Genomic DNA, 21,837 nt, shown 5'->3' with positions numbered 1-21,837 from the left:
TCAAAAGCTAGCTCTCCCCACCAACTGATTCTGACCATCCGCCCTGCGGGCGAGGCGCCCCGGGCGCTGACGCTCTGCGCGCTACTGCGACCCGGGGATCTGCGTGAGATGGATGATGGGTATAATGGCAGGAGCCACGTTCGAGGTCCCGGCTTAAAGCGTATGTGACGCCGATCCGCCTCATCGAGGAAGCCAGCGAGCCTGGGCAGCTTGGGGCGGAGCTGATCGGCGACCTTCCGCCACTGCGCGCGTGCGGCCTCGGCATCGTCCTGGGCAAACGCGGTTGCGATGAAGGCGGAGACGACGCGCCGCCCGCTCTTGCCGGCATGCGCCAGCGCGTTGCGCATGAAGTGCACGCGACAGCGCTGCCAACTGGCGTTGAGCACCTTGCGGACGGTGGCCTTGATGCCCTCGTGGGCGTCGGAGACGACCAGCTTGACACCGCGCAGGCCGCGGCGGGCGAGCTTGCGCAAGAATGCCGTCCAGAACGTCTCGGCTTCGGAGGGACCGATATCCATGCCGAGCACCTCGCGCCGGCCGTCGCTGTTGACGCCGACCGCGACAATCACCGCGACCGACACGATGCGGCCATTCTGGCGCACCTTCACGTAGGTGGCGTCGATCCACAGATACGGCCAGTCGCCCTCGATCGGGCGGGCGAGGAAGGCCTTCACCTTGTCGTCGATCTCGCCGCACAGCCGGCTCACCTGGCTTTTGGAAATGCCGCTCATGCCCATCGCCTGCACCAGATCGTCCACCGAGCGGGTCGAGACGCCCTGCACGTAGGCCTCCTGCACCACGGCGGTGAGCGCCTTCTCGGCCATGCGGCGCGGCTCCAGGAAGCCCGGGAAGTAAGAGCCCTTGCGCAGCTTGGGGATGCGCAGCTCGACCGCGCCGGCGCGGGTCTCCCAGATCCGGTCGCGGTAGCCGTTGCGCTGGGCCAGACGCTCGGGGTTCTTCTCGCCGTAGGCCGCCCCGGTCTGGCTTTCGACTTCCAGCTCCATCAGACGCTGGGCGGCAAAGCCGATCATCTCGCGCAACAGATCGGCATCAGGGGTCTTCTCCACGAGCGTGCGCAGGTTCATCATATCGTCGGTCATCGGTGGTTCCTCGGTTGCGTTGGCGTGTCGCAACCCGATCCTACCGGCGAATCGCCGGTGACCACCGCAAAGCCGCCCGCCCGCTACGGCGCTATGTGAGGGCGCGCGTGCGGGCGGCTTTGCTCTACCGAGCTACACCATCACTGGGGACACGACCCGTTGAGACTCGCTTGACCTCAGTGGTAACTAGCCTACCGCGATTAAAAGCGTTTCGCCGGTCGCAACCAGCGACCGGTTGCCAGAATCATCCTCAGCAAAGAGCTCGGCCCTGGAAAAGATCTGCTTACGTCCGGCACGAACCGTCACGCCTGTCGCGACAAAACCGCGACCGACTGCAGGCCTCAGACAGTTCATGGAGAAATGCGATGCAGTCACGGCCCCGACGAGAGTCGCGGCCGCAAACCCGCACGCCGTGTCGAGCAACGCAGCGATCATCCCAGCATGAAGATGGCCGGCATATTGTGTGCCATCATCGCTCCAGGGCATTCGGAGCTCCGCATTTCCGTCGGCAGCTGAAACGACTTCGAACCCGAAACGACGGTTGAAGTTCGCGGCAGCGTTTGCAGCAGCGAGTTGTTGCAGGTTCATTGGTTGGCTGTTTGTCATCCGCGGCTCCTCTTTTGGCGAACAATCTCTCGGGGACCGAACTGACGAGCTGGTTACGATCGGTTCGCCGAGAGGGCTTCTGCTCAGCGCTTCGACGAGAAAATCTGCTGGTCTTGACGTCGAGCGCGGGTCTTTACTCCGCGCCGCGACACGATCGCCGGCAGCGGTCGTCCCGCTGGCTCTTCTCAAGACGACCTGAAGCCCTCCGCCGTGACATGCACGCGCAATTACCCAATTTGCAAATCTGCGCTGGCAGCAGCCCCCACTGCCCTACTCGCCGAGAGTTCGAATCAGGTTCTTATCCATTTTTTTCCCGCCCATGGACGGTGTCGTGCCTTCACGCATCAGCAGACCGTGGCGCCGAGACGGTCAGAGTCGAATCCCAGATGCAATGTCACAAGGAGTCGGTCCATTTCGTCCTGTCTTGATAGCACGAGATTTCTGAGGTCAGGAAAGGAGCGAGCATGTCGAGGAATATTCTTGTCATTGGCGGCGGCTTTGCCGGGTTTTGGGCGGCGATCGCCGCCCGGCGCGTTGCTAAATCGGCGGCGGATATCACTGTCGTCTCAAGGGAGCCACGGCTCGAGATAAGGCCGAGGCTGTACGAAGCCAGGCCAGACACTCTCGCGGTCGACGTTCTTCCGTACCTGGACAAAGTCGATGTGAACTTCGTCCGCGGGGAAGCAGCCGAGCTGGACACAACCGGGAAGATCGTATCGCTCGATGATGGCACCCGCCTCACTTACGATCGCCTGATCGTCGCCACAGGCAGCCGCATCTGTCGTCCGCCGGTGCCCGGTGCCGCGGAGGCCTATTCAGTCGACACCCAAACGGAAGCGATCACTTTCGATCGACGCCTGAAAGAGCTCGCCAGCGACACGAGAGAACCCACTATCGCCGTTGTCGGCGCTGGCTTCACAGGCATCGAACTATCGCTCGAGCTGCGGGATCGACTCGTGGCGCACGGCGCAGCGGAGGCAGCGGAACGGTTGCGGATCGTCTTGATCGACCGGTCGAACGTGGTCGGACCCGAGCTTGGGCCTGGGCCGCGTTCGGAGATCGAACGTGCTTTGCAGTCTGCTCGCATCGAGCTCCGACTTGACGCGACGATCACAGGACTTGCGTCAAATCTTGTGAGATTCGCGGATGGCAGCGTGCTTTCCGCTGATGCCGTCGTGCTCGCGACGGGTATGAGAGCCTCGTCTTTCGCAGCCAAGGTTCCGGGCGAGCGAGATGAGCTCGGCCGGGTCATCGTCGACGCGGAGCTCAGGGCCCCCGCCGCGCCGGGCGTCTTCGTTGCCGGCGATGCTGCGGCAGCCGACACTGGAGATGGGCATCGGGCTCTGCAATCTTGCCAGCACGCCTTGCAGATCGGGCGCGTTGCCGGCGAGAACGCCGCGCGGGACCTGCTTGGGATGCCTGCTGTGCCGTATTCTCAATTGAACTATGTCACCTGTCTGGACCTCGGTCGATGGGGCGCCGTCAGGACCCAGGGTTGGGATCGACGAGTTGAGTTGACCGGCGCTGAAGGCAAGGCATTGAAGCGAAAAATCAATACGAAGCTAATCTATCCACCAGCCGACGGTGGGGCTGAAGCTCTGCTTGCGAGTTCGACCATCGACATCGTCAAACGATACGCGATCGACGGGTCGCGATAGGTTGCGGATGATTTCAAAGCCGAAATCCAGCCACGCAGATCACAGCCATAAAGAGGCCGCCAATTGAGGCGGCCTCATTTATTAGCCACTGCATCCTGAAAGCATTCTTCATGCTTGCAATAGCGGCGGTCGCGGTCATTTGCGCGCGACGGGCGGCAGTGCGGGTGGCGACATCGCCTTCAAACCATCCACGAAAGTGACTGCGCGAGGAACGTAGATCCGCCGTGCCGCTGCCACTGCCCGTGCGCCATCACGACGACCTCTGGCCGCCAGTTCAGCACCTTCTCACGCGCCTTGCACGCCGACCGACGGTCGAGAAACGATAGACGGACATCGAGCGGCGCACGAGCACCGCTAAGTGCAGTGATGCCCAACAGCCGCGCTAGATATCGTTGCCAGGGCTTCCATTTCATCCTGAGGTAATCCTCGTCAAAGGCCTGAACGAGGTCGCCGAAAATCGCCGTGCCGGATGCTCTATGGAAGAATGCGACCTCGTCCAGCAACGGCGAGCCGCGAAACCAGGCTTGATCGATGTCACGGCTCCAGGCGGCCGGCGGCTCATCACTCAGTTCAGGTTCAAAGATCAGGTCGGGTCGCTTGCCGATCGTTGACGCTGGGCCCCAAAGATGTGCTTGCGGGAAGCATTCCTGCCACTGCGACAGGAAGAGGTGGTGAAGCTTGTTCGGGCTGACGATATGCTGCACGGGACCGAGGCAGGCCAGGACCGCGCGCAGCTCTTCGTTGAGGTCGATCGGCGACCAGACCCAGAGGCCACCACCCGATAGTCTGACGGTTACCATTCGGGTGGGATACGGAAAGCCGTGGAAACTTACGTCCGGCCCGTCCGCTAGCCAGATCCTGTCCGCTATCGATTGGAGCATCGTTGTCTCGCCGGAGTATCAAGACGTGGGCGGGGCCTCGAGCCAGTACGTCAAGGACGTGCTGGCACGCCATCCCGTGGGGGACCTCTCGTCCTTCTCAGCCGAGAACTCTGCGTAGCCGTTCAGTCCTTCGAGTTCTCCTGTTCCTGAACTGTCCACGATCTCCCAACGGCCGCGGACGACCGAGCCCGCTTCCATGGCTCCCTCGGCCTTGAGCAGGAATGATCCCGTCAGGATCCCGATTGAGCCGGCAATGCGCTCGTAGCAGATTAGAGTGCCCGTGCCGTCGGGACGTTCGAGCCTCAGATGCGTGGCCCTCCCTTCGCCGGCGATGCCGCCGACAAACTTTTCCACCAGGCGCGTTTCGACGATGGCAAGGCCGCTCGCGTCCGTCTCGTTGAGGACGGACCTCTCGTATTTTTCCACCTCTACGTTGCTCTCCACCATGCGAGGCTCATACCTCGCCTCTCCGTGAGCCGCCAAGGCGCCGCCGTGAGAAACCGGAGCGAATCGCAAAACGCTTTCAAGAGCAATCGCCGCTTCCCACGCCCTCACCGTCGAGTATTCGGCGAGCACACGCAAAGCCTCGTGCATCTCGGCCACGGTGATGCCTGCCTGAAGGGCCATGCACGCATGCGCAGCAAAAACCTGTCCGAGAGTTCCGCTCACGACATCGATAGTTAAACTAGCAAACAGTCGCTCGCGGTGGCCAAGGCTAGGTCGTGCCCAAAGCTCAGACGATTGTCGTTCGATAGCCGAGGCAAGCTTGGGATCGACGGATCGGAGAACTCGAAGAGCATGTGCCGGATACGGCGTTGCCGGATGAGGCGACGGAGCGCGTGCTGCATGGCTGTCGGGGTTGTGGCCGAGCTCTGCAACGACGACTGCCAGTCGCTCGAACGCCCGCGAGGTCGGATTAAGACCGGCCGCTGGCGCGACATGACGCAAAAGCTCGCGCAGGTCTTCAACGGACATATCGGCCTTGCTTAAGGCCATGGCGACATGCAGCTCGAATGGCAGACCAAGCTCGCGCACCGCAATATCTCCCGCAAGAAGCAGACAGGTCTTTTCGCGCATCGAGAGCTGTGACGGCGACCAGATGCCACGGGCGGCCTCAAGCCCCATGGATCCGAAAACAGGATCAAGCCTCAGGACGCGATCGGGGGACACTAACTCCATGATGCACTCCTTTTCGTTGATGTCGTGGTCACTGCACCGAGCTCCGTCAATAAATGCCAGGCAAGAGACGAGCCGTGCGGGCTCGATAGCTACGGTACTGCTCGCCAAACGCGTCGATCAGCAGTGCTTCTTCGGCATTCATCCGCCCGACCACCGGCATGATTGTCGCGGCTGCCAACAAAACGCCCGCCATTGAGCGGAAGGCAAGGGCCCAGCCGAGGACACATAGGAGCATGCCGAGATAACTCGGATGACGTATCCGGCGATACGGCCCGGTGGTAACGAGGCGATGTTCTGGCTGAATCGCGACAAGTCCACTGAAGCGATTGCCAAGTACGAATACTGGCCAGAGCCTCAGCACTCCGCCCGTCGTGTAAACAACGACGCCGCACCAGCGCGTTGTGTCGCCGTCAATCGTCCCCCAGTCTAATCGGTCCGTGAAAGCCGGTAGCCAGCCGATGAGAATGCCGAGAGCCGCGAAGGCGGCCAGAACCCAGCGGTTCGACCGATCCTCACGAACGCCCGAGCTCAGATTTCCGGCGGTAAACATGGCTGCAACCGTCAGCACGACCGTAACCACTGTCAGCGCCGTCAGTGGTGCATGAGCAAAGAACGGGCGCAGCCCACCCCACCCGAGGATGGCCAAGCTGATAAACGCAGCTGTCCCCAACGCCGCCGTGATGACAAGGGATGCGAGGGCATGTAGCCGATCTGGATCTGCTGTGAGGACCATCGATCTTGCATCTGTCAGACTTTCCTCGAAGCTTGGTCGTTCCCGCGGACACCGGACAGGACTGCGCAGAGCACCAGCACCAACGCCAACAATGTCAGCGCCGCACTCACGGCATGCGCATATTCCCACTGCTGCCGAACTAGGCCGAGATTTGCCGGCATCTCTGTCCAATTCCGTGTGAGAGCGTTCATCCGATAGATGAAGCACCAGAAAATGACCTGGGTACCAATGAGCAAGCCAAGCGCCCCCAGCGAAAGCCAGCGCGCGACGGGAATGTCCCACATTGCGATCGCATGGCCGAGCGTGCAGCCGACCGCGATGACGATCGCGATGCCGAAGAACGCCCAACCATCATAGGCCCTTTGCATCGTCATGTAGTCGACCGATGACATCCTCGATTTGTTGAACATCTCAAAGAAGTGGGCGCCTTCCGGGACGAGGTAGATTGCGACGGAGACGACAGTGGCAATTCGCAGTACGTCGGCCCAATATCGCTTTTGGCCAGCAGCGTGCTCAAGCATCGGAGAGCCCTGATCCGAGACCGCCAGCGAGCGCCTGGTCGAAGACATGCTTCAGCTTGTCTGGATTACGAACGACATAAACCATGTCGATCTTGTCGCTGGCAATCTCGATAGCGATGGTAAAGAGTTCTCCATTTGCGAGAGTTGCCACGCATCCGTGGAGCCCGTTGATTATCGCCGGCCGCAGCTCGACGACAGGCTCCGCGCGCTTGCGCGCCAGCCCCGCGAGAAGCGCGAGAATCCTGGCGCGTCCGACGATTGGGTTGAGAGCGGCTCGCCGTTTGCCGCCGCCGTCGGTGTACAACACCGCGTCCTCGGAGAGGACGCTCGCCAGGCCGTCGACATTGCCGGTTCGATAGGCTGTCATGAAGGCCTGGAGAATCTTATTCCCTTTGTCAGGTTGAACCTGAAACCGCGGTCGCGAGTCTCGGATATGGGCCCGCGCCCGCGCCGACAATTGGCGGCAAGTTGCCACATTGCGTCCGAGCAGGCGCGCCACTTCCTCGAATTCGACATCAAAGACGTCGTGCAACAGGAAGGCTGCCCGCTCGAGGGGAGAAAGCCGTTCCAGGGCCAACATCAATCCGACGGACAGATCGGTTGCATAGTCGCTTGCCGTCTCCGCGGCCAAACTCTCGGCCTCCAGCACAGGCTCTGGCAACCATGGGCCGACATAGGTTTCCCGCTTAACGCGGGCGGATTTCATCTGATCAAGACAGATGCGGGTGACGACCTTGGCAAGGAACGCTCGTGGCGATTCGACTCTCGCCTTGTCCGTTCCATGCCACCGAAGGTAGGCCTCCTGCACGGCATCCTCGGCTTCGGTCAGCGAGCCAAGCATGCGATACGCCAGGCCGGTCAGATAGCGGCGGTGTCTTTCAAACTGGTCTGCGGCCCTGTACCCGCTCTCTGCGGGCAATCTGTGGTCCTGTAAGGCATCCCTCATGGTACACCTCCGAGAAAGCGGCTGAGCTGAAAGTCAGCTGGCCTGGCGTTCGCCCGGATGTTCGGCGCGAGCTCCTATGGCAAGGCGATTGAAGCCATTGATGAGCGCGATCGCAACGGAGAGCGCGATGATCTCATCGTGCGAGAAGCGCCGCTGCAGTTCTTCAAACACTTCATCCGGGGCATGGGTTTCCGCAATCCGCGTCAAACTTTCGGTCCACGCTAGCGCCACCCGCTCCCGATCTGAGAACAGCGCCGACTCGCGCCAGGCGTCCAATAGGAGCAGCCGGGTAGGACTTTCGCCGTGCTTGAACGCCTCGCCGCTGTGCATGTGCAGACAGAAATTGCACCCGTTTAATTGCGAAGCTCTCACCTTGACCAGTGCGAGAAGCTTTGAATTAAGATGGCCCGCCGCCCATCGATCGGCGACGCGCATGGCCTCAATGCCCTCATTCGGGATTGCAAGATTGATGCGTGGTGTCACTTGGCGACCTCCTCGACTGTCTCATGATAGAGAGACGACAGACGGGCGTGGATCGTGACATGTGCATTGGTTGCAAAGAAACAATGCTGCCTTGCAAAACGTTCCGAGCTCGTGCGGATTGCCAGCCCCGGTTCGACCTTTCCGGCAGCACCTTCATTTGCCAACGTCGCCAGCGAAGCACGATTGCAACCACCGCTATCACCGGCACGCGAAGCCCCCATAACCAGACGACATGTTGAGCCCAATTGGCGATGCCGTGGGAAGCTTGAGTTAAGTCCGCAAAAGGCAGCAGACTTTCGCCTTGAGAGACGCCCCTGTGTCCTCGGTCTCCAGGGGAGCTGAGAGAGCGTACTTCTCAGGTTCGCCAACCTCATAAAAAAAATGCGTAGGCGTGTCACATCACCGCCACCGCCTCGTCAGTGTTTTGACGGATGGTGAGACAGGTCGCAGCTGTGACAGCAGTCAAATATTTGTCGCGGCTCATCCGGAACGCCAAGCCGGCGGCAGTTAGAACTCGGACATATTCACCTCGAACGTTATGGCCAGGGTTGGAGAGAGGCGTGCGCGAAGTCGTCGGGGCGGTCAGGTTGGCCACTCAATCTAAACCACGCAGATTGCCCGCCCGTGTACCTCATGCGTTTCTGTCGTAAACCGCGGAGCCCCCGTATGGCAGCTTACTCGTTTAGTGTTATCGGAGTGCTTGTCCTCTGCCTTTTGTCTATTCTGCTGGCGATCCATTCAGGATCATCCAAAGGAAGAGCGGGCGCACTCTCCGGACCTGTTCTGCCGGCCGATGACGACAACTTGCTGTACCGGATTGATCGCGTCCACATGAATGCGGTGGAGGCGCTGCCGCCATTTGTCGTCGCATCAGTCTTGGCCATGATGGTGCGAGTTAGCGCCGGTGCGCTTGCAACGCTCGTATGGGTCTATGTCGCAATTCGTTTGATCCACGTCGTGGTCTATTTGCGCGGCGGCAAGGCAGCCAAAGGCGGCGACATCAGAACCATTCTCTACGTTTCCGGAGCGCTCGTTAATGTTGTTCTCATCGCCACCACCGCCGTCGCGACCATCCGTTGACCTCTCATCGGCGCCTCGTTCCGGACATTCGCGACCACGTGCCCTTCTATGTTTATTTCCCTGAGATGCCGTTGGTGTGGATCATTCCCGTTCGCCAACGACCGCTTGAATCCAGCCACTCCGATGACCGATCTTTCCTTAATTGGCGGGCCGCTTCGGTGACTCCACGCCAAGGAACGCCGTGTGCAGGTCCGATCGGGACGGAGCAAGATCTGCGCGCCTTGGTCCACGTTGAGTTGGGAGCTCTTGCTCCGAGACAAATGCCAAGCCGGGTTCTGCTGCTCATCCGATCCCTTCGAGGAGGCGTTGGCAGACGGGCGCCCCAGATTGATCCAATGCATCCGCCGAGGCTCCCATGTAGGTCGGCGCGCCGAATTCGATGGCCTCACTAACTTCGAGGTCCGCTACCGCTGCTGCGCTTCGGTGACGCAAGCAGCGCGTCGAGGCCTCGAACTTCTGCATCTCCGTCTCTGTGATGGACGACGGCGCCCTTGATTTGTCGATTCCATGACTGTCGCCTCTTCCCGGACCTGGCTTCAACAGCGCCGCCTATCGCCACTGCGACGTGCTTCGGCGAATCCGGCGGCGAAGCGATCAGGTCGCCGATTCCGGGCACGGCCGCGTTGCGTGATCTATTGACCTAGTGGAGCATCGTGCGGCGCGACCACAGCTTCAGGATCTGCAAATTTCGCTCCCCGGCCCGCCACGTTCGCTGCGACAGCCTCGATGTGATCTGGGGAACCGATCAGGGCGTGTTGCTCCCGTCTCTCGCTCGCAAGACCCACACCCGCATCACAGGCAACGGCTTCGTTCAAGAGCCGCTTCACGGCGCGAATCGCGGACGGACTCCTGGCGGCGATCTCATGCGCGGTCTTCATCGCTTCTGCATGTGGATCGTCGACCACACGCGTCACCAGCCTGTGAGAAAGAGCCTCCTCGGCACTGAAGATCCGCCCGGTGTAGGTCAGCTCCCTGACGACATCTTCCGCAGCAAGGTGACGCATCAGCTGCGTGCCAGACATGTCCGGTACGAGGCCCCATTTCGACTCAAGCACTGCCAGTTTGGTTCCCGGGGCGACGTAGCGAATGTCCGCACCGAGGGCGATCTGAAAGCCGCCACCGAAGGCCAAGCCATGAACCGCCGCTATCACCGGCACGGGAAGTTGCCGCCATAACCAGACGACATGTTGAGCCCAATTGGCAATGCCGTGGGAAGCTTGAGTCAAGTCCGCAAAAGGCAGCAGACTTTCGCCTCGCGAGATTGCATCGAGCCGTTCGACATCCAGGCCAGCGCAGAAGGCGCGGCCTTCGCCGGATAAAACGACTGCCCGAACTCCCGTGTGACCCCTGAGCCGCTCACCCGCCTCCGCCAATGCCTTGAACATTGGGGGATCCAGAGCATTCATCTTTTCGGGACGATTCAGGCGCACGTCAGCAACACTCGCTTCTAGAGTGATGGTCACACGACCGTCTATCATTCTCGCACCTCAGCGAACACTCATTTTAAGCCGACTTCGATGGCCTGATCGATAGCAACAAGGGGGACCGCTCCTGCAAACCAGTTCCGCCCCCTTGAGAACATCTCACCAAAGAGTCTTCTTTCGACTGCTGTCACAACTGCGACCCGTCTCATCCGTCAAAATACTGACGACGTGGGTGGGGGTGATGTGACACGCCTGCGCAATTTTTTTCCAGGGACGCCGTTGTCGGCCTCGGTGGGAGGGCGGACAGACTTTTTCGCCCGCTGTGCCTAAGGAGGAGCTGATCAGCTATGTCGGCGAGCGCGAGCAGCCCTAGCGCGCGTTGATTTCCCGTAACGCACCCTACTTGCTCGCGATGTCTTAGGAAGTCTCGTGGGTTGACCTCGCGCTAGCTTTCACTTCGATCACAATCACCGCAAGCCGCGGCCTGCATCGCCTCTGCCACCAGTTTGACTACCGATTTTTGCGCGCCATGCGAGAGCTTGCCGATTTAGAACACGCTGCTATTTTTGCGACGTGCTTCGCGATTTCTTCGGTCGACTTTCGCCATTTGCGAGCCACACGCTGCATCCGTGATGTCGGAATGATCACTCCTCGCTTGGTGGTCGAGCCCGAGCCAACAATTGTCCTCATAGAACTCTTCTGCCCCGAGCACAGAATTCACGATCGAAATGATCGCCCCTTTCGCTTGGCATCCTCAAGACATGCGGACAGGAGAGCTGACCCAATGCCGGTGCGTCATCTGCGGCTTTGATCGCACTATGGACAGCGACCCTGAGCGAGGCCGAGGTGGCGATGAAGCTGGCTGCGGCGACCGCGGGCTGGAGCGGAGGTCGTCGCAGGGATCGTAGTCGGCGATCTCCGCAGCGTGTCGGCCGGTTAAGGTGGCTGGAAACTTTCAATGACAGCCAGGCACCGCGCCGCGGGATCGCCCGATTGTCCGGACGTCCCGGCCATCCTCGCTAAGTCGGCTGTGACCGTCGTCGAACTAATGCCGGCCCTTGGGCGTGAGGTCGAGCCACATGAAGGCACCCATCAGATTTTCAATTCCACGGGAATACGCCGAATAGGTGTGGAAGATCTCGCCGGTCTCGTTTTTGACGAATATGCTGGCTCCCATCATATCTTCGCTGCTCTTGAGCGGGATCGTGTCGTAGTTGAACTTCGCTGTGCCAGCGGCCAAATCCTCCTTTTTGAATGACACCCCGAAATCATAGTTGAAGTCACTGCCATAGGATGACACCCAGGGAAATGACCAGCCTAAAGCGCGTTTCACTTGCTCGATTTGCTCGATTGGTGCGCGTGAAATCACGGCAAACGACAGATCGGCATCATCAAAGTGCTTGCGCGCCGCATCGAAATGATCGGCGACGAATGAGCACCCTTTGCAAACGTGATCGGAACCCGGGGTCAGCATGAAGTGATAGACAGCGAGCTGGCCGCGATCATCGAACAGGTCGGCAAGTGTGCACTTGCCATCCGGTCCCTCGAAGACGTAGGGCTTATCAATCTTAACCCAAGGCAACTGGCGGCGCTTCTTTCTCAGTTCGTCGAGTTTGTGCGTAATCTCCTTCTCTTCGGCGAACAGCGCCTTGCGTGCGGAAAGCCATTCCTCACGTGAGACGATTTTCGGTGGGGAGAGAGTGCCTGCTGCCATCATCAGAACTCCTCTGATCGGGTTTTAAACGTAGGCGGCAACGGCCGGTTCCTTGCTTGACCAGCAACTATAAAGATCTTCGAAAACCATTCGAGAGGGACGATCTCGTCAAGCACATCGAGCCGATGTGCGGGCGAGTTGAAAGGAGAGCAATTGAGTAGGTTGGGTGTGTTTCGATCCTGGATGTTCATGAAAGTCGTCCAGGATGCCATGGAGGACAGAGACTTTCGGCCCGATCGCAGGCAGTCGGGGACGGCACGGCCTTTTCCGCCTTGGCGCCTTCGTGGCGGCCCGGGCAGCCTGCGATTGGGTCGAGCGCGCACCAAATATCTGGTTTTCGCGTCGTTCGGACGCAAGTGGTCGACACTGATCCGGGCGGCCCGAAGGCCGCCTCCTTCAGTATCGCAGCAAGGCCTGCAGCGGCGCCTTGTCGGAAAGGGCTGAGCGGCATGCCGGATCACGGACGAAGGCGATCTGCGCTCTGCGCTCAAGTGCCTGCTGGAGCGCCGCCTCAACGAGGTCATCGACCGCATCGAGATCGGCCTCGCCGCAAACCGGACACTTGGACAGCCGTGCGTCTTCGAACAAACTCCCGCAGAGCCGGCATTGCGTGCCAGCAGCAGCGTAGCTATCGTCAATGACTAAGGTGAGAACCCGTCCCTCGCTCAGACAGTCTAAGGTCTCCTGTGTTCCCGTTGAGACCGCCACTGGATTCGCCTCGCGCAACCGGTCGATAAGCTCGCGCTCCTCTTGGGCTTTGAGCTGATCTTGTATCGCGGCGGCCGCAGCACCGATTTCGGCGGACGACGCATGCACGCTGGTCTCGAACGCCGTAAGGCGGGAGAGAGACTCCTTCGACAGATGACCGCGGAAAGCCGCGCTCATGTCGGGAGGCGCGCACAGAAGGATGTGGGACGTTTCGAACTCTTGACCGATGATCTCAGCCATCGAAGCCAAGGCCTTTGCCTCGTCCTTCATGAGTTGGATCGCCAGCGCATCGCGGCGGTCGCGCGGGACACGATCCGTCAGCATGCCCCGAATGCGCTGCCCCTTGACGCGGTAGATCTCTTCAATGGTGCCGAGATGGCTGACGAAAAAGCGGCTCTGCTCCCGCGACAGAAGCGCAAGTAGCATGCGGTCGCTGCGGCCCCAGGTGCGTAATAAAGGTCGCAGGTAAGGCCGGGGTCCAATCTGGATACTGTCCGGCAGTGGAATCGGCAGGGCGATCTGCCGCCAGATCCCACGTTCGCGACAAGCGAAGAATGCAGCGCCACGGCCGAGTTCGGGCAATTGCTGATCCAGCGCGCCCTGGATATCTTCGATGTCGGCATTGACGCTGGCCCGAGTGGACTGATCAGTCGTCCGAGAGATCCGGTGGCTGAGGGCTGATAGCGCGGACCGCCAGCCGCTTCCCACGCGCCGTTCCGGGGTCAGCTGTAGATAGAGGCTGACGACGGGAGGGCCGGCCGTGTCGAGCGCAGCGAGAGCACGGAAATGCTCGGGGGAGAGCAAGCGATAGGGGTGCTCTTGCATCCGCGTGCGAACGTTCTCAACGATCCGTTCCCGCAACTCAGGAGTAAGTGCATGATGCGCGTCAATGGCGAGGCTGAGAGCCCTCATTTGCAGTCCTCCTCATCAGTTCAGCCAAGCGGGCTTGCCCATCTCGCCAGAGTTGCGACAGGCTTTCCCGCGGAATTCGCAAACCAACTGCAATTTCGGTAAAGCTGAGGCGGTGGACATGACGCATCACCAGCACCTGGCGAGCGATGGGCGATAGACCCGGAATGTTCTGGTCGAACACTCCCGTGGCGGGCTCCAGATCGGACTCGGCACACAGAATGTCCTCCCAGCGCACCACCTCGTCCGGTTGAAACCATTCGTAGAAGCCTTCGTCATCGTCGTAGATCGGCGGCTCCGGCGCACGCGACTCCAACGAAACCGAAACGAGACGCCGTAACAGTTGCTCCTGCCGGACGATGCGCATCAGCACGCGGAACTGGAGCCCGAGCAGCCATGCACGAAGTCCGAGGGCTTGCGGACGAGTTCGGCGGTCTCGCCATGCCCTCAGCAGGGTCTCGCCAACGAGTTCCTCGGCAGACAAATCGCCGTCGCGCATATCGCCGACGGCGACGTGATATCGGAGGTCCCGCTCAGCGGCAGCGAACAGCTCGGCCAGGTGAGCGCTGGCCAAAACCTGGAAGGCGTCCCGATCGCCGTCCAGGCAACGCGCCCATGCCGTGCTGTTGTCCAACGTCGCAGACGCAGGGCCGGATGTACTGGCCTCCGAGACATCGATGGGCGTCATGGTTATGTCCCGTATTGGGCCTCCTCAATTGGCTTCATTTTGAAACCCAGTTTCCGCCTGAGCATGCAATCTTGCGATTGAATGTCCCGCGAGGCTATGCAGGTGACGTTCGGATGCAGGGCGCTTTCGCAGCTGCTTCTGGTAAAGCTTGACGTATTCGGCAGCCATACGGGTGGCGGAGAAGCGCTCCTCGAAACGGGCGCGCACGGCCTTGCGGTCCAGCGCCAGAAGAGACGGCATGGCTTGCACGGCCTCCTCGACGCTCTCGACGATGCGTCCGGTGATCCCGTCCTCAACGATCTCGGCGACCGATCCGCCGCGGAACGCCAGGACCGGCGTGCCGCAGGCCATGGCCTCGATCATGACCAGGCCGAAGGGCTCCGGCCAATCGATCGGAAACAACAGCGCTGTCGCGTTGCCAAGAAATCCGGTCTTTTCGCCCTCGTTGATCTCGCCGATGAAGTCCACCCCTGGACCGTCGAGCAGCGGCGCGATGGTGCCACGGAAGTAGGCCTCGTCGGCATTGTCGACCTTCGCGGCAATCTTCAACGGCAGTCCTGCTGCTCGCGCAATCTCGATGGCGCGGTCAGGTCGCTTCTCCGGGGAAATTCGTCCGAGGAAGGCTAGATAGCCGCCAGTAGGCTGGAGAGTTGGTTTGTGCAGATCGAGCGGTAGTCCGTGGTAGACGGTTGCAACGAAATTGGCCCTCGGCAGCGGCGCTCGTTGGGCGTTGGAGATCGAGACCAGGGGCATCTCGGGGAAATGGGCGTAGAACGGCATGTGGTCGGGCAGGTCCTGGCGCCCATGGAGGGTCGATAAGGTCCGTCCGGCCTGCGTGCGGAACAGTGGAAAGTGCATGTAGTCGACGTGGAAATGAAGCACGTCGAACTCCTCAGCGCGTTCGCGGACCTTGTCCAGCAGCAGCATCTGGTGCGGAATCGAATTTCTGACATCCGGATCGAGCCGGAGGGCCTGGGTCGTGCAGGGGACGAGTTCAGCCGATGTGATCGAATCCCCGCTCGCAAACAGAGTGACCTTGTGCCCTTGCCTGACCAGCTCCTCCGTCAGGTAGTGCACGACCCGCTCGGTCCCGCCATAGAGCCGGGGCGGTACACTCTCGAATAGCGGGGCGATCTGCGCGATCTTCATTCGGTCCTCCGTTCGTCTAGTCGGATGTATTTTTTAAGCGTGAGATTCGGCCGGCTTTGCCAGATGGCCAAGCCGGCGTGCGGCAGCGCTATGAATCCGAGAAGCAGCCACTCGTTCCAGGATCGCTGCCGTGGTGCGGCCTGTGGGCGGTGACAGCGCGCTACCATCGCGGCTTGGCCGCGCGCGCCGGGCGCCAGTCCGGCCTGGAGAGCCGATGTTGACACCGAGGGCGGCAAAGCACGGCGGATCACTCGCTGGAAAGGATTCCAGAAGCGCCGTTTCGATAACGTCATCATCAAGGGCTGCTGCCATGGTCACTCTCGCGAGTCAGTGTGCTTGGCGGGACCGGCCGCGGCGGGGCAGAGCTGCCAGGAATGAATCCTTCACCTCAGCGGACCCGCCGAAGAACATGGGTGCGGCATTGCAGTTTTCGCAAGATGCCGGCGGGACTTGAAACGACCGGGTCCGCTTCTAACTTGATGGGTGAAAGCGCGAGCCATCGCGCACCGGGCGCCTGTGACAGGGCCCGGTCAGCGGGCGCCAGGCAGGTGTCCGAAGCGCCCAGAACCATGTTGCTCAATGGAGGATATGGCTATGACCACGCTTGATCTTGCTCCCCTGTGGCGATCGACCGTTGGTTTCGATCGTCTGTTCGACCTTCTCGAGGACTCCGGCCGATGGACCGGGGACAACTATCCCCCTTACGACATCGAACGCGTCGGCGAGGACCACTATCAAATCTCGCTGGCTCTTGCGGGCTTCACGCCCGACGAGGTCTCCATCACGGCCGAGCAGAACACGCTGACCGTTGAGGGTCGCAAGGCCGAGAAGGGCAGTCACCAATACCTCTATCAGGGCATCTCTTCACGCCCGTTCCGGCGGATGTTCAATCTGGCCGAGTACGTGCAGGTGAAGGGCGCCTCGTTCGAGAACGGCATGCTCAAGATCGATCTGGTACGGGAAATCCCGGAAGCGATGAAACCCCGCCAGATTGCGATCAGCACAGGTGGCGACCACCAGCAAGTTGAGAACAAGCAAGCGGCCTAATACCGCCTACTCGCAGTTGGAGTTCGTGGCGTGGCCTCGCCGCGTCGCGAGCCTTTGAAAAAACGAAAGGAGAAACACTATGGCTATCACTGATCTGATCCCCTGGGGCCGTGGTCGTGATCTGACCACCCGTCGCTCCGAAAACTACAATCCGGTTCTTGCCCTGCATCGGGAGATGAACCGGCTGTTCGACGACGTCTTCCGCGGCTTTGATGTCGCACCAATCGGTGGCAGCTTTTTCGAGCAGTCGATGAACTGGCCGAGCATCGAGGTCAATGAGAGCGACAAGGACGTGAAGGTCACGGCAGAGCTGCCGGGCCTGGACGAAAAGGATGTTCAAGTCGAACTCGCCAACGGCGTTCTCTCAATCAAGGGAGAGAAGAAGACCGAGACGGAAGACAAGGATCGCAAGTTCAGCGAGCGCTACTATGGCCGGTTTGAACGCCGTATCCCGGTCGAGGACGTGGATCAGGACAAGATCTCTGCCGCGTTCAAGAACGGGGTGCTGACGGTCACCATGCCGAAGCTGCCACAAGCGGAATCGAAGGTGAAGCGCATCGCGATCAACTCCAAATGAGCGCAGATCGACGGGAGCGGGTCCCCGCTCCCGTCTTCAGTCACGGGGGTGTGTGCCCGCCATGGACACCAAGCGTAAATCCAGTTTTGCAGGGGCTGCGGATGTTGTCGCACACGCGGAGACGGCAGTGCAGCACATTAAGGAACTGAAAATGGCCTGCGCAAACGGCGACAAGAGCGCGGCCCGCAGGTTATTGCGGCAAGCGATCAGCGAGCTGGAGTTGGCTCGCGCAATGGTGCGGACCGGCATCGACTGAATCCAAATAGAGCCACACTCTGGGTTGCCTCGCCCGTCTCAAGCAGTGTGTTGACTGGTCCTTTCGCGCAACACCGTTTCGAGTGTGGCGGAGAGCTCCCGGGAAGAAAACGGCTTGCTTAGCAGCATGTTGCCGTTCATGCGCTTACCGGTCTGTTCAATGAGATCCGGATAGCCACTGCAGTACACCACCGGAAGGCCGGGCTGCTTTCGTTGAAGTTCAAGTCCGACGTCCACTCCCGAGACGCTGGGCATGGCGAGATCGATGATTGCCAAATCGATGGCTTGGTGGGACAGAGTTGACAGCGCCGCATCCAAATTGTCAGCCGCTATAGCCTGATACCCGAGATCATCAAGCATGCTCCGCGTCGTTTCGAGCACGCTGGCGTCGTCGTCCACGACAAGGATGCGCTCCCTTTCCCCCACACTTGAAGTACTCGATTGTCGATCGTTGCTTCCGACAACAGCGTCGGTTGATCGTGGCAAGAGGATTCGCACTACCGTTCCCCGGCCAACTTCGCTTTCAATTTTCACGGACCCTCCGGACTGGCGGGCAAACCCGTAGACCTGCGACAGGCCCAGTCCCGTCCCCTTGCCGGGCTCTTTGGTGGTGAAGAACGGATCGAAAGCTCGGGCCAGAACATTCGGAGGCATGCCGGTGCCAGTATCTTTCACTGCGATTGAGACATACTCACCTGGCTTGAGGTCGGTCCGCAGGTCTTCCGGCACACCATGGAGGACGCTTGTCTCGATCGTAAGAAGGCCGCCTTGCGGCATTGCGTCTCGCGCATTGATCGCAAGATTGAGCAACATCAGCTCAAGTTGGGTCGCATCAACCAGTGCAGGCCAAAGATCCTTTTGCGTGACGACGTCGACCCGTATGGAGGCGCCAAGGGTTCTGGACAGCATCTCTGCAACTGTGTCCACGAGCTGGTTGACGTCGACAGGCTCCGGCGCGAGACGCTGCTTGCGGGAGAATGAGAGCAACTGTCCCACGAGCTTGGCTCCGCGCTGCGCGCCGTGCATGGCGTTGCGAACATATCGCTGAATGCGCTCGTCCTCGACCCGCCGGGCGATCAGCTCGAGATTGCCAATGATCGCCATCAGAAGATTGTTGAAGTCGTGGGCAATGCCACCTGTGAGTTGCCCCACGGCCTCCATTTTCTGGGCCTGACGCAGTGCCACTTCGGTACGCTCTCGTTCCACCATCTCCTCTCTCAGCCGCTTGTTCGCTGCGGAGAGCTGCGCGGTTCGCTCTTCCACGCGCCGCTCCAGCGTGTCAGTCATCCGCTTCAACTCCCCGAGGTACTTTTCAGCTTGCCGTTGCCGCCTGCGACCGCGCACGGCTGCCAATACCGCGCTCCTGAGCGAGGTCGCGGCCAGTGGTCGCTCGAGAACCGTCACGTGACCAAGCAGCTCAATCTGCTCGTTAAGAGCTGCGCCGTTTTGGCCCGTCCTCAGTGTCAGCAGCACGAAGGGAAAATCCGACCAAGGTGGCTGATTGGCAATCCAATCGGCCAATGTGCCACGATGCTCGTGGACCAGCGCTTCTTCGGCAATAACCGCCGCGGCGGCATCATCCAGGTTGCCCACCAACTCTGAAAGGCTCGATTGCTGCAACGCGTGGATGCCGACGTCACGCAGCGCCGAGCAGACCACGCGGGCATCACGGCCGAACGGCGCCAATACGAGCACCGGCCCCTCCGGGCTTGCATCACTATTGTCCATTGCTCCTCGTCGTAAGGAGCGCGCCGTGTTGGCCTGTATAGACGGGAGAACCGGATAGGACGCCTTGGAACTCCGCCAAGGGAGGACCGACACGGATCCCACGGTTATCGAGCCGGTACTCTCGGATTTCGTCTTCGTGGCGTCCGGTGCGCTTCTTGAGCACCGAGATCGCCCGGCGAATTCGTCCGGCGGCCTCGAAGAAGCGCAACAGCAGCACCGTATCGCTCAGGTAGGTGAGATCGACGCTGGACTGCATCGAACCAACAAGTCCGTGCTGGGCAAGAGTCAAAATCGTCACGACTCCGCGGTGATTGAGATAGGTCAGCAGCTCATGCATCAGCAGTAGCATGAACTGCTCGGCGGGCATCGCATTCTGGTAGCCGCTCAAGCTATCGAGGACTACAACCCGCACATTGTCAGTCTCGACGCGCCGGCGCACCATTCCAGTGAGCTCACCGGGAGAAAGCTCTGCAGGGTCGACCTGCTCGAGCAGTAGCTGTCCCGATGCGATAGGCTGATCCAAATGCCAGCTCATGCCAGCTGCGCGCTTCATCAGGATCGCTTTGGTCTCGTCGAAGGTCACGAAGAGAGCGCGTTCCCCTTGGCCAAGAGCCGCCATGACGAATTGCATGGCGATTGACGATTTGCCAGAACCCGACGGGCCGATCAGGAGAGTACTGGTACCCCGGTCAAGCCCCCTTCCCAGCAGCTGGTCCAACTCGTCGATGCCGCTCAGGAGCGGCTCCGCCGCCGACGAGCCATCGACGTGCTCGGACGCGATCAAGCGCGGAAACAGGACCAGTCCACCCTTGCGAATGACGAAATCATGGAAGCCGCCCCGGAAGCTGCGCCCACGCATCTTGAAAATGCGCAGCCTGCGGCGTTCGGCGCCGTATTGCAGCGCATTATGTTCGAGCCGGATCACGCCATGTGCGAGACTGTGCAGATTGAGATCATCGGCTTCGTCGGTCAGGTCATCCAGAAGAAGCGCGGTGCAGCCCTCTTGGGCAAAGAAATGCTTCAGGGCAATGACCTGCCTGCGATATCGCAGCGGGTTTTGCGCGAGCAGCCTGATCTCAGAGAGACTGTCGAAGACCACGCGTGAAGGCGCCACACGCTTGACCTCATCAAAGGTCATCTTCGTGGTTTCCCCGAGTTCTAGGTCGGACGCATAAACCACCGTCTGCTGCTGCTTGGGGTCGAGGCTGAGTTCCGCCGGGACGAGCTCAAAGATCTCGATGCCCTCGAGATTCCAGCCGTGGGTTTCGGCCACTTGCCTCAGTTCGTCCTTGCTCTCGGAGAGCGTGATGTACAGACAGCGCTCGCCCTTCGAGGCGCCCTCAAGGAGAAATTGCAAGGCCAGCGTGGTCTTGCCGGTTCCCGGCTGGCCTTCGATCAGATGCACGCGGTGTGACGCGTAGCCACCATCGAGGATGCCGTCAAAGCCGGCGATTCCTGTGGAGATGGCATGCGTCTTGGTGCTCGTTTCAGGGATGTTCATTCGTCTTCCGCAAGCGCGCGCCGACGAGCAGGCTTCGTTCGCCCGACCGCATGGCTGGATGTGGTTGTCGTGATTTTCGCGAAGACAAGGCCCAGGCCCTTCAGCAGGCACCTTGGCGCGGACATCTCCCGGTGTCTATTTCGTACGAATTTCTGCTGCCGAGTCAAGCTGCTACACCGGCACGGGCCGAAACCACGATCTCGGATCGGAGTTAGCCGATGCCTGCCTCAAGATCTCGGAAAACGACAGTCGCTTAGCTGACAGAGAGGAAGTAACGACCGTGGCGTGGAACCAGTTTGTCGGCACCACTATCCTCCTGTACGCCCTGACGAACCCGGTCGGAGCCATCCCCTTGTTCTTGGCGATGACCGGGCGTGCTGGCGCAGTAAAGACCCACCGGATTATCATTTTGGCATGCGGCGCAGTCGCCGTGTTCTTCGTTGGATCTGCGATGTTCGGCAAGGAGATTCTGGCTTTCTTCAATGTGGGCCTCAATGATTTCCGGATCGCAGGCGGGCTGCTCGTGCTGGTGATCGCGTTCGAGATGTTCCAGGCGCAACATGGAAAGTTCATTCCTCGCGCCGACGAAGCGAGTTACAGCGAGGTCGACGTACATGGACTCGCCATCACGCCGTTTGCATTCCCCTTGCTCGTGGGACCGGCCGAGTTGAGCATCATGGTCACTCTTTCGAATGACAATCCGGGATGGCTTGGCAAGGCATTCTTGGCGTCGGCGGCTGTCCTCGCGACCGCGTTAATCGGCCTGACACTGTGGATGGCTGCTGCGGTTGAGCGGTTCCTGGGACGAACCGGCATCAACGTCATGACGCGCGTGATGGCGCTCATCATTGCGGCGATCGCGGTAAATTTTATCATGACCGGAATCAAGAGCGAGCTACCCGGCCTGGTAAACCGAGCCGCCTAAACGAGTAAACTAGGCCGCGGAGTTG

General features: G+C 60.4%; 20 protein-coding genes and 1 pseudogene. 6 read left to right on the top strand and 15 right to left on the bottom strand.

The window, feature by feature from the left end; translation table 11 throughout:
• Window positions 1–181: 181 nt before the first annotated feature.
• Window positions 182–1,100 (bottom strand): annotated as a pseudogene (locus tag XH80_RS16095) (IS256 family transposase); the annotation flags it as partial.
• 186 nt (window positions 1,101–1,286) lie between these two features.
• Window positions 1,287–1,706, bottom strand: a complete 420-nt coding sequence (locus XH80_RS16090; RefSeq protein ID WP_237863250.1) for a PaaI family thioesterase — start codon at window positions 1,704–1,706, stop codon at window positions 1,287–1,289.
• Between the two features lie 464 nt (window positions 1,707–2,170).
• Between XH80_RS16090 and XH80_RS16085 the strand changes: the two genes are divergently transcribed.
• The gene (locus XH80_RS16085) at window positions 2,171–3,364 is read left to right on the top strand and encodes an NAD(P)/FAD-dependent oxidoreductase (protein ID WP_271599406.1); all 1,194 of its coding nucleotides are present in this window, start codon (window positions 2,171–2,173) and stop codon (window positions 3,362–3,364) included.
• A gap of 179 nt (window positions 3,365–3,543) precedes the next feature.
• Here XH80_RS16085 and XH80_RS16080 read toward each other — a convergent pair whose 3' ends face one another.
• The 6 genes from XH80_RS16080 to XH80_RS16055 form a co-directional block, all read right to left on the bottom strand.
• Entirely contained in the window at window positions 3,544–4,245 is a 702-nt protein-coding gene (locus XH80_RS16080) for a DUF4336 domain-containing protein (RefSeq protein WP_271599405.1), read from the bottom strand.
• A gap of 18 nt (window positions 4,246–4,263) precedes the next feature.
• Entirely contained in the window at window positions 4,264–5,424 is a 1,161-nt protein-coding gene (locus XH80_RS16075; protein WP_237863252.1) for a DUF3224 domain-containing protein, read from the bottom strand.
• Between the two features lie 46 nt (window positions 5,425–5,470).
• Window positions 5,471–6,157 (bottom strand): methyltransferase family protein, encoded by a 687-nt coding sequence (locus XH80_RS16070; protein WP_271599404.1) that lies wholly within the window; start codon window positions 6,155–6,157, stop codon window positions 5,471–5,473.
• 14 nt (window positions 6,158–6,171) lie between these two features.
• Window positions 6,172–6,531, bottom strand: a complete 360-nt coding sequence (locus XH80_RS16065; RefSeq protein WP_271599403.1) for a hypothetical protein — start codon at window positions 6,529–6,531, stop codon at window positions 6,172–6,174.
• 139 nt (window positions 6,532–6,670) lie between these two features.
• The gene (locus XH80_RS16060; protein WP_271599402.1) at window positions 6,671–7,597 is read right to left on the bottom strand and encodes a sigma-70 family RNA polymerase sigma factor; all 927 of its coding nucleotides are present in this window, start codon (window positions 7,595–7,597) and stop codon (window positions 6,671–6,673) included.
• 60 nt (window positions 7,598–7,657) lie between these two features.
• On the bottom strand, window positions 7,658–8,107 hold the full coding sequence (locus XH80_RS16055; RefSeq protein ID WP_271599401.1) for a carboxymuconolactone decarboxylase family protein: 450 nt from the start codon (window positions 8,105–8,107) through the stop codon (window positions 7,658–7,660).
• 666 nt (window positions 8,108–8,773) lie between these two features.
• On the opposite strand from XH80_RS16055, the gene XH80_RS16050 reads away from it, so the two are divergent.
• Window positions 8,774–9,187, top strand: coding sequence for an MAPEG family protein (locus tag XH80_RS16050; protein ID WP_271599400.1), 414 nt, complete (start codon window positions 8,774–8,776; stop codon window positions 9,185–9,187).
• Between the two features lie 632 nt (window positions 9,188–9,819).
• Here XH80_RS16050 and XH80_RS16045 read toward each other — a convergent pair.
• From XH80_RS16045 to XH80_RS16025, 5 genes are all read right to left on the bottom strand, one after another.
• Window positions 9,820–10,662, bottom strand: coding sequence for a crotonase/enoyl-CoA hydratase family protein (locus tag XH80_RS16045; protein ID WP_271599505.1), 843 nt, complete (start codon window positions 10,660–10,662; stop codon window positions 9,820–9,822).
• A 994-nt stretch (window positions 10,663–11,656) separates the two neighbouring features.
• Window positions 11,657–12,328, bottom strand: a complete 672-nt coding sequence (locus tag XH80_RS16040) for a DUF899 domain-containing protein (RefSeq protein WP_271599399.1) — start codon at window positions 12,326–12,328, stop codon at window positions 11,657–11,659.
• A gap of 393 nt (window positions 12,329–12,721) precedes the next feature.
• A complete protein-coding gene (locus XH80_RS16035) occupies window positions 12,722–13,945 on the bottom strand; it encodes a baeRF10 domain-containing protein (RefSeq protein ID WP_271599398.1) in 1,224 nt (407 codons plus the stop codon).
• Complete coding sequence (locus tag XH80_RS16030; protein WP_271599397.1) at window positions 13,920–14,630, bottom strand: RNA polymerase sigma factor; 711 nt, start codon at window positions 14,628–14,630, stop codon at window positions 13,920–13,922. Before XH80_RS16030 ends, XH80_RS16035 begins: the two co-directional genes overlap by 26 nt.
• Window positions 14,631–14,654: 24 nt before the next feature.
• Window positions 14,655–15,779, bottom strand: a complete 1,125-nt coding sequence (locus tag XH80_RS16025; protein ID WP_271599396.1) for a glycosyltransferase family 4 protein — start codon at window positions 15,777–15,779, stop codon at window positions 14,655–14,657.
• Window positions 15,780–16,373: 594 nt separating this feature from the next.
• Between XH80_RS16025 and XH80_RS16020 the strand changes: the two genes are divergently transcribed.
• From XH80_RS16020 to XH80_RS16010, 3 genes are all read left to right on the top strand, one after another.
• On the top strand, window positions 16,374–16,826 hold the full coding sequence (locus XH80_RS16020) for an Hsp20 family protein (RefSeq protein ID WP_271599395.1): 453 nt from the start codon (window positions 16,374–16,376) through the stop codon (window positions 16,824–16,826).
• 79 nt (window positions 16,827–16,905) lie between these two features.
• Window positions 16,906–17,403, top strand: coding sequence for an Hsp20/alpha crystallin family protein (locus tag XH80_RS16015; RefSeq protein ID WP_271599394.1), 498 nt, complete (start codon window positions 16,906–16,908; stop codon window positions 17,401–17,403).
• A gap of 61 nt (window positions 17,404–17,464) precedes the next feature.
• Complete coding sequence (locus XH80_RS16010; protein ID WP_271599393.1) at window positions 17,465–17,659, top strand: hypothetical protein; 195 nt, start codon at window positions 17,465–17,467, stop codon at window positions 17,657–17,659.
• 38 nt (window positions 17,660–17,697) lie between these two features.
• Here XH80_RS16010 and XH80_RS16005 read toward each other — a convergent pair whose 3' ends face one another.
• Window positions 17,698–19,386 carry an ATP-binding protein gene (locus XH80_RS16005; RefSeq protein ID WP_271599392.1) on the bottom strand — a complete coding sequence of 563 codons (1,689 nt, stop codon included), beginning with the start codon at window positions 19,384–19,386 and terminating at the stop codon, window positions 17,698–17,700.
• A complete protein-coding gene (locus XH80_RS16000) occupies window positions 19,376–20,887 on the bottom strand; it encodes an ATPase domain-containing protein (RefSeq protein WP_271599391.1) in 1,512 nt (503 codons plus the stop codon). The genes XH80_RS16005 and XH80_RS16000 overlap by 11 nt, the downstream gene beginning before the upstream one ends.
• A gap of 112 nt (window positions 20,888–20,999) precedes the next feature.
• Here XH80_RS16000 and XH80_RS15995 point away from each other — a divergent pair, with 112 nt between their 5' ends.
• The gene (locus XH80_RS15995) at window positions 21,000–21,812 is read left to right on the top strand and encodes a MarC family protein (RefSeq protein WP_271599390.1); all 813 of its coding nucleotides are present in this window, start codon (window positions 21,000–21,002) and stop codon (window positions 21,810–21,812) included.
• Window positions 21,813–21,837: the final 25 nt, after the last annotated feature.

Source organism: Bradyrhizobium sp. CCBAU 45384, assembly GCF_028128665.1.
Lineage (GTDB): Bacteria > Pseudomonadota > Alphaproteobacteria > Rhizobiales > Xanthobacteraceae > Bradyrhizobium > Bradyrhizobium manausense.
Note: the sequence above shows the minus strand (reverse complement) of the source record. Positions and strands in the feature narration are given on the sequence as shown.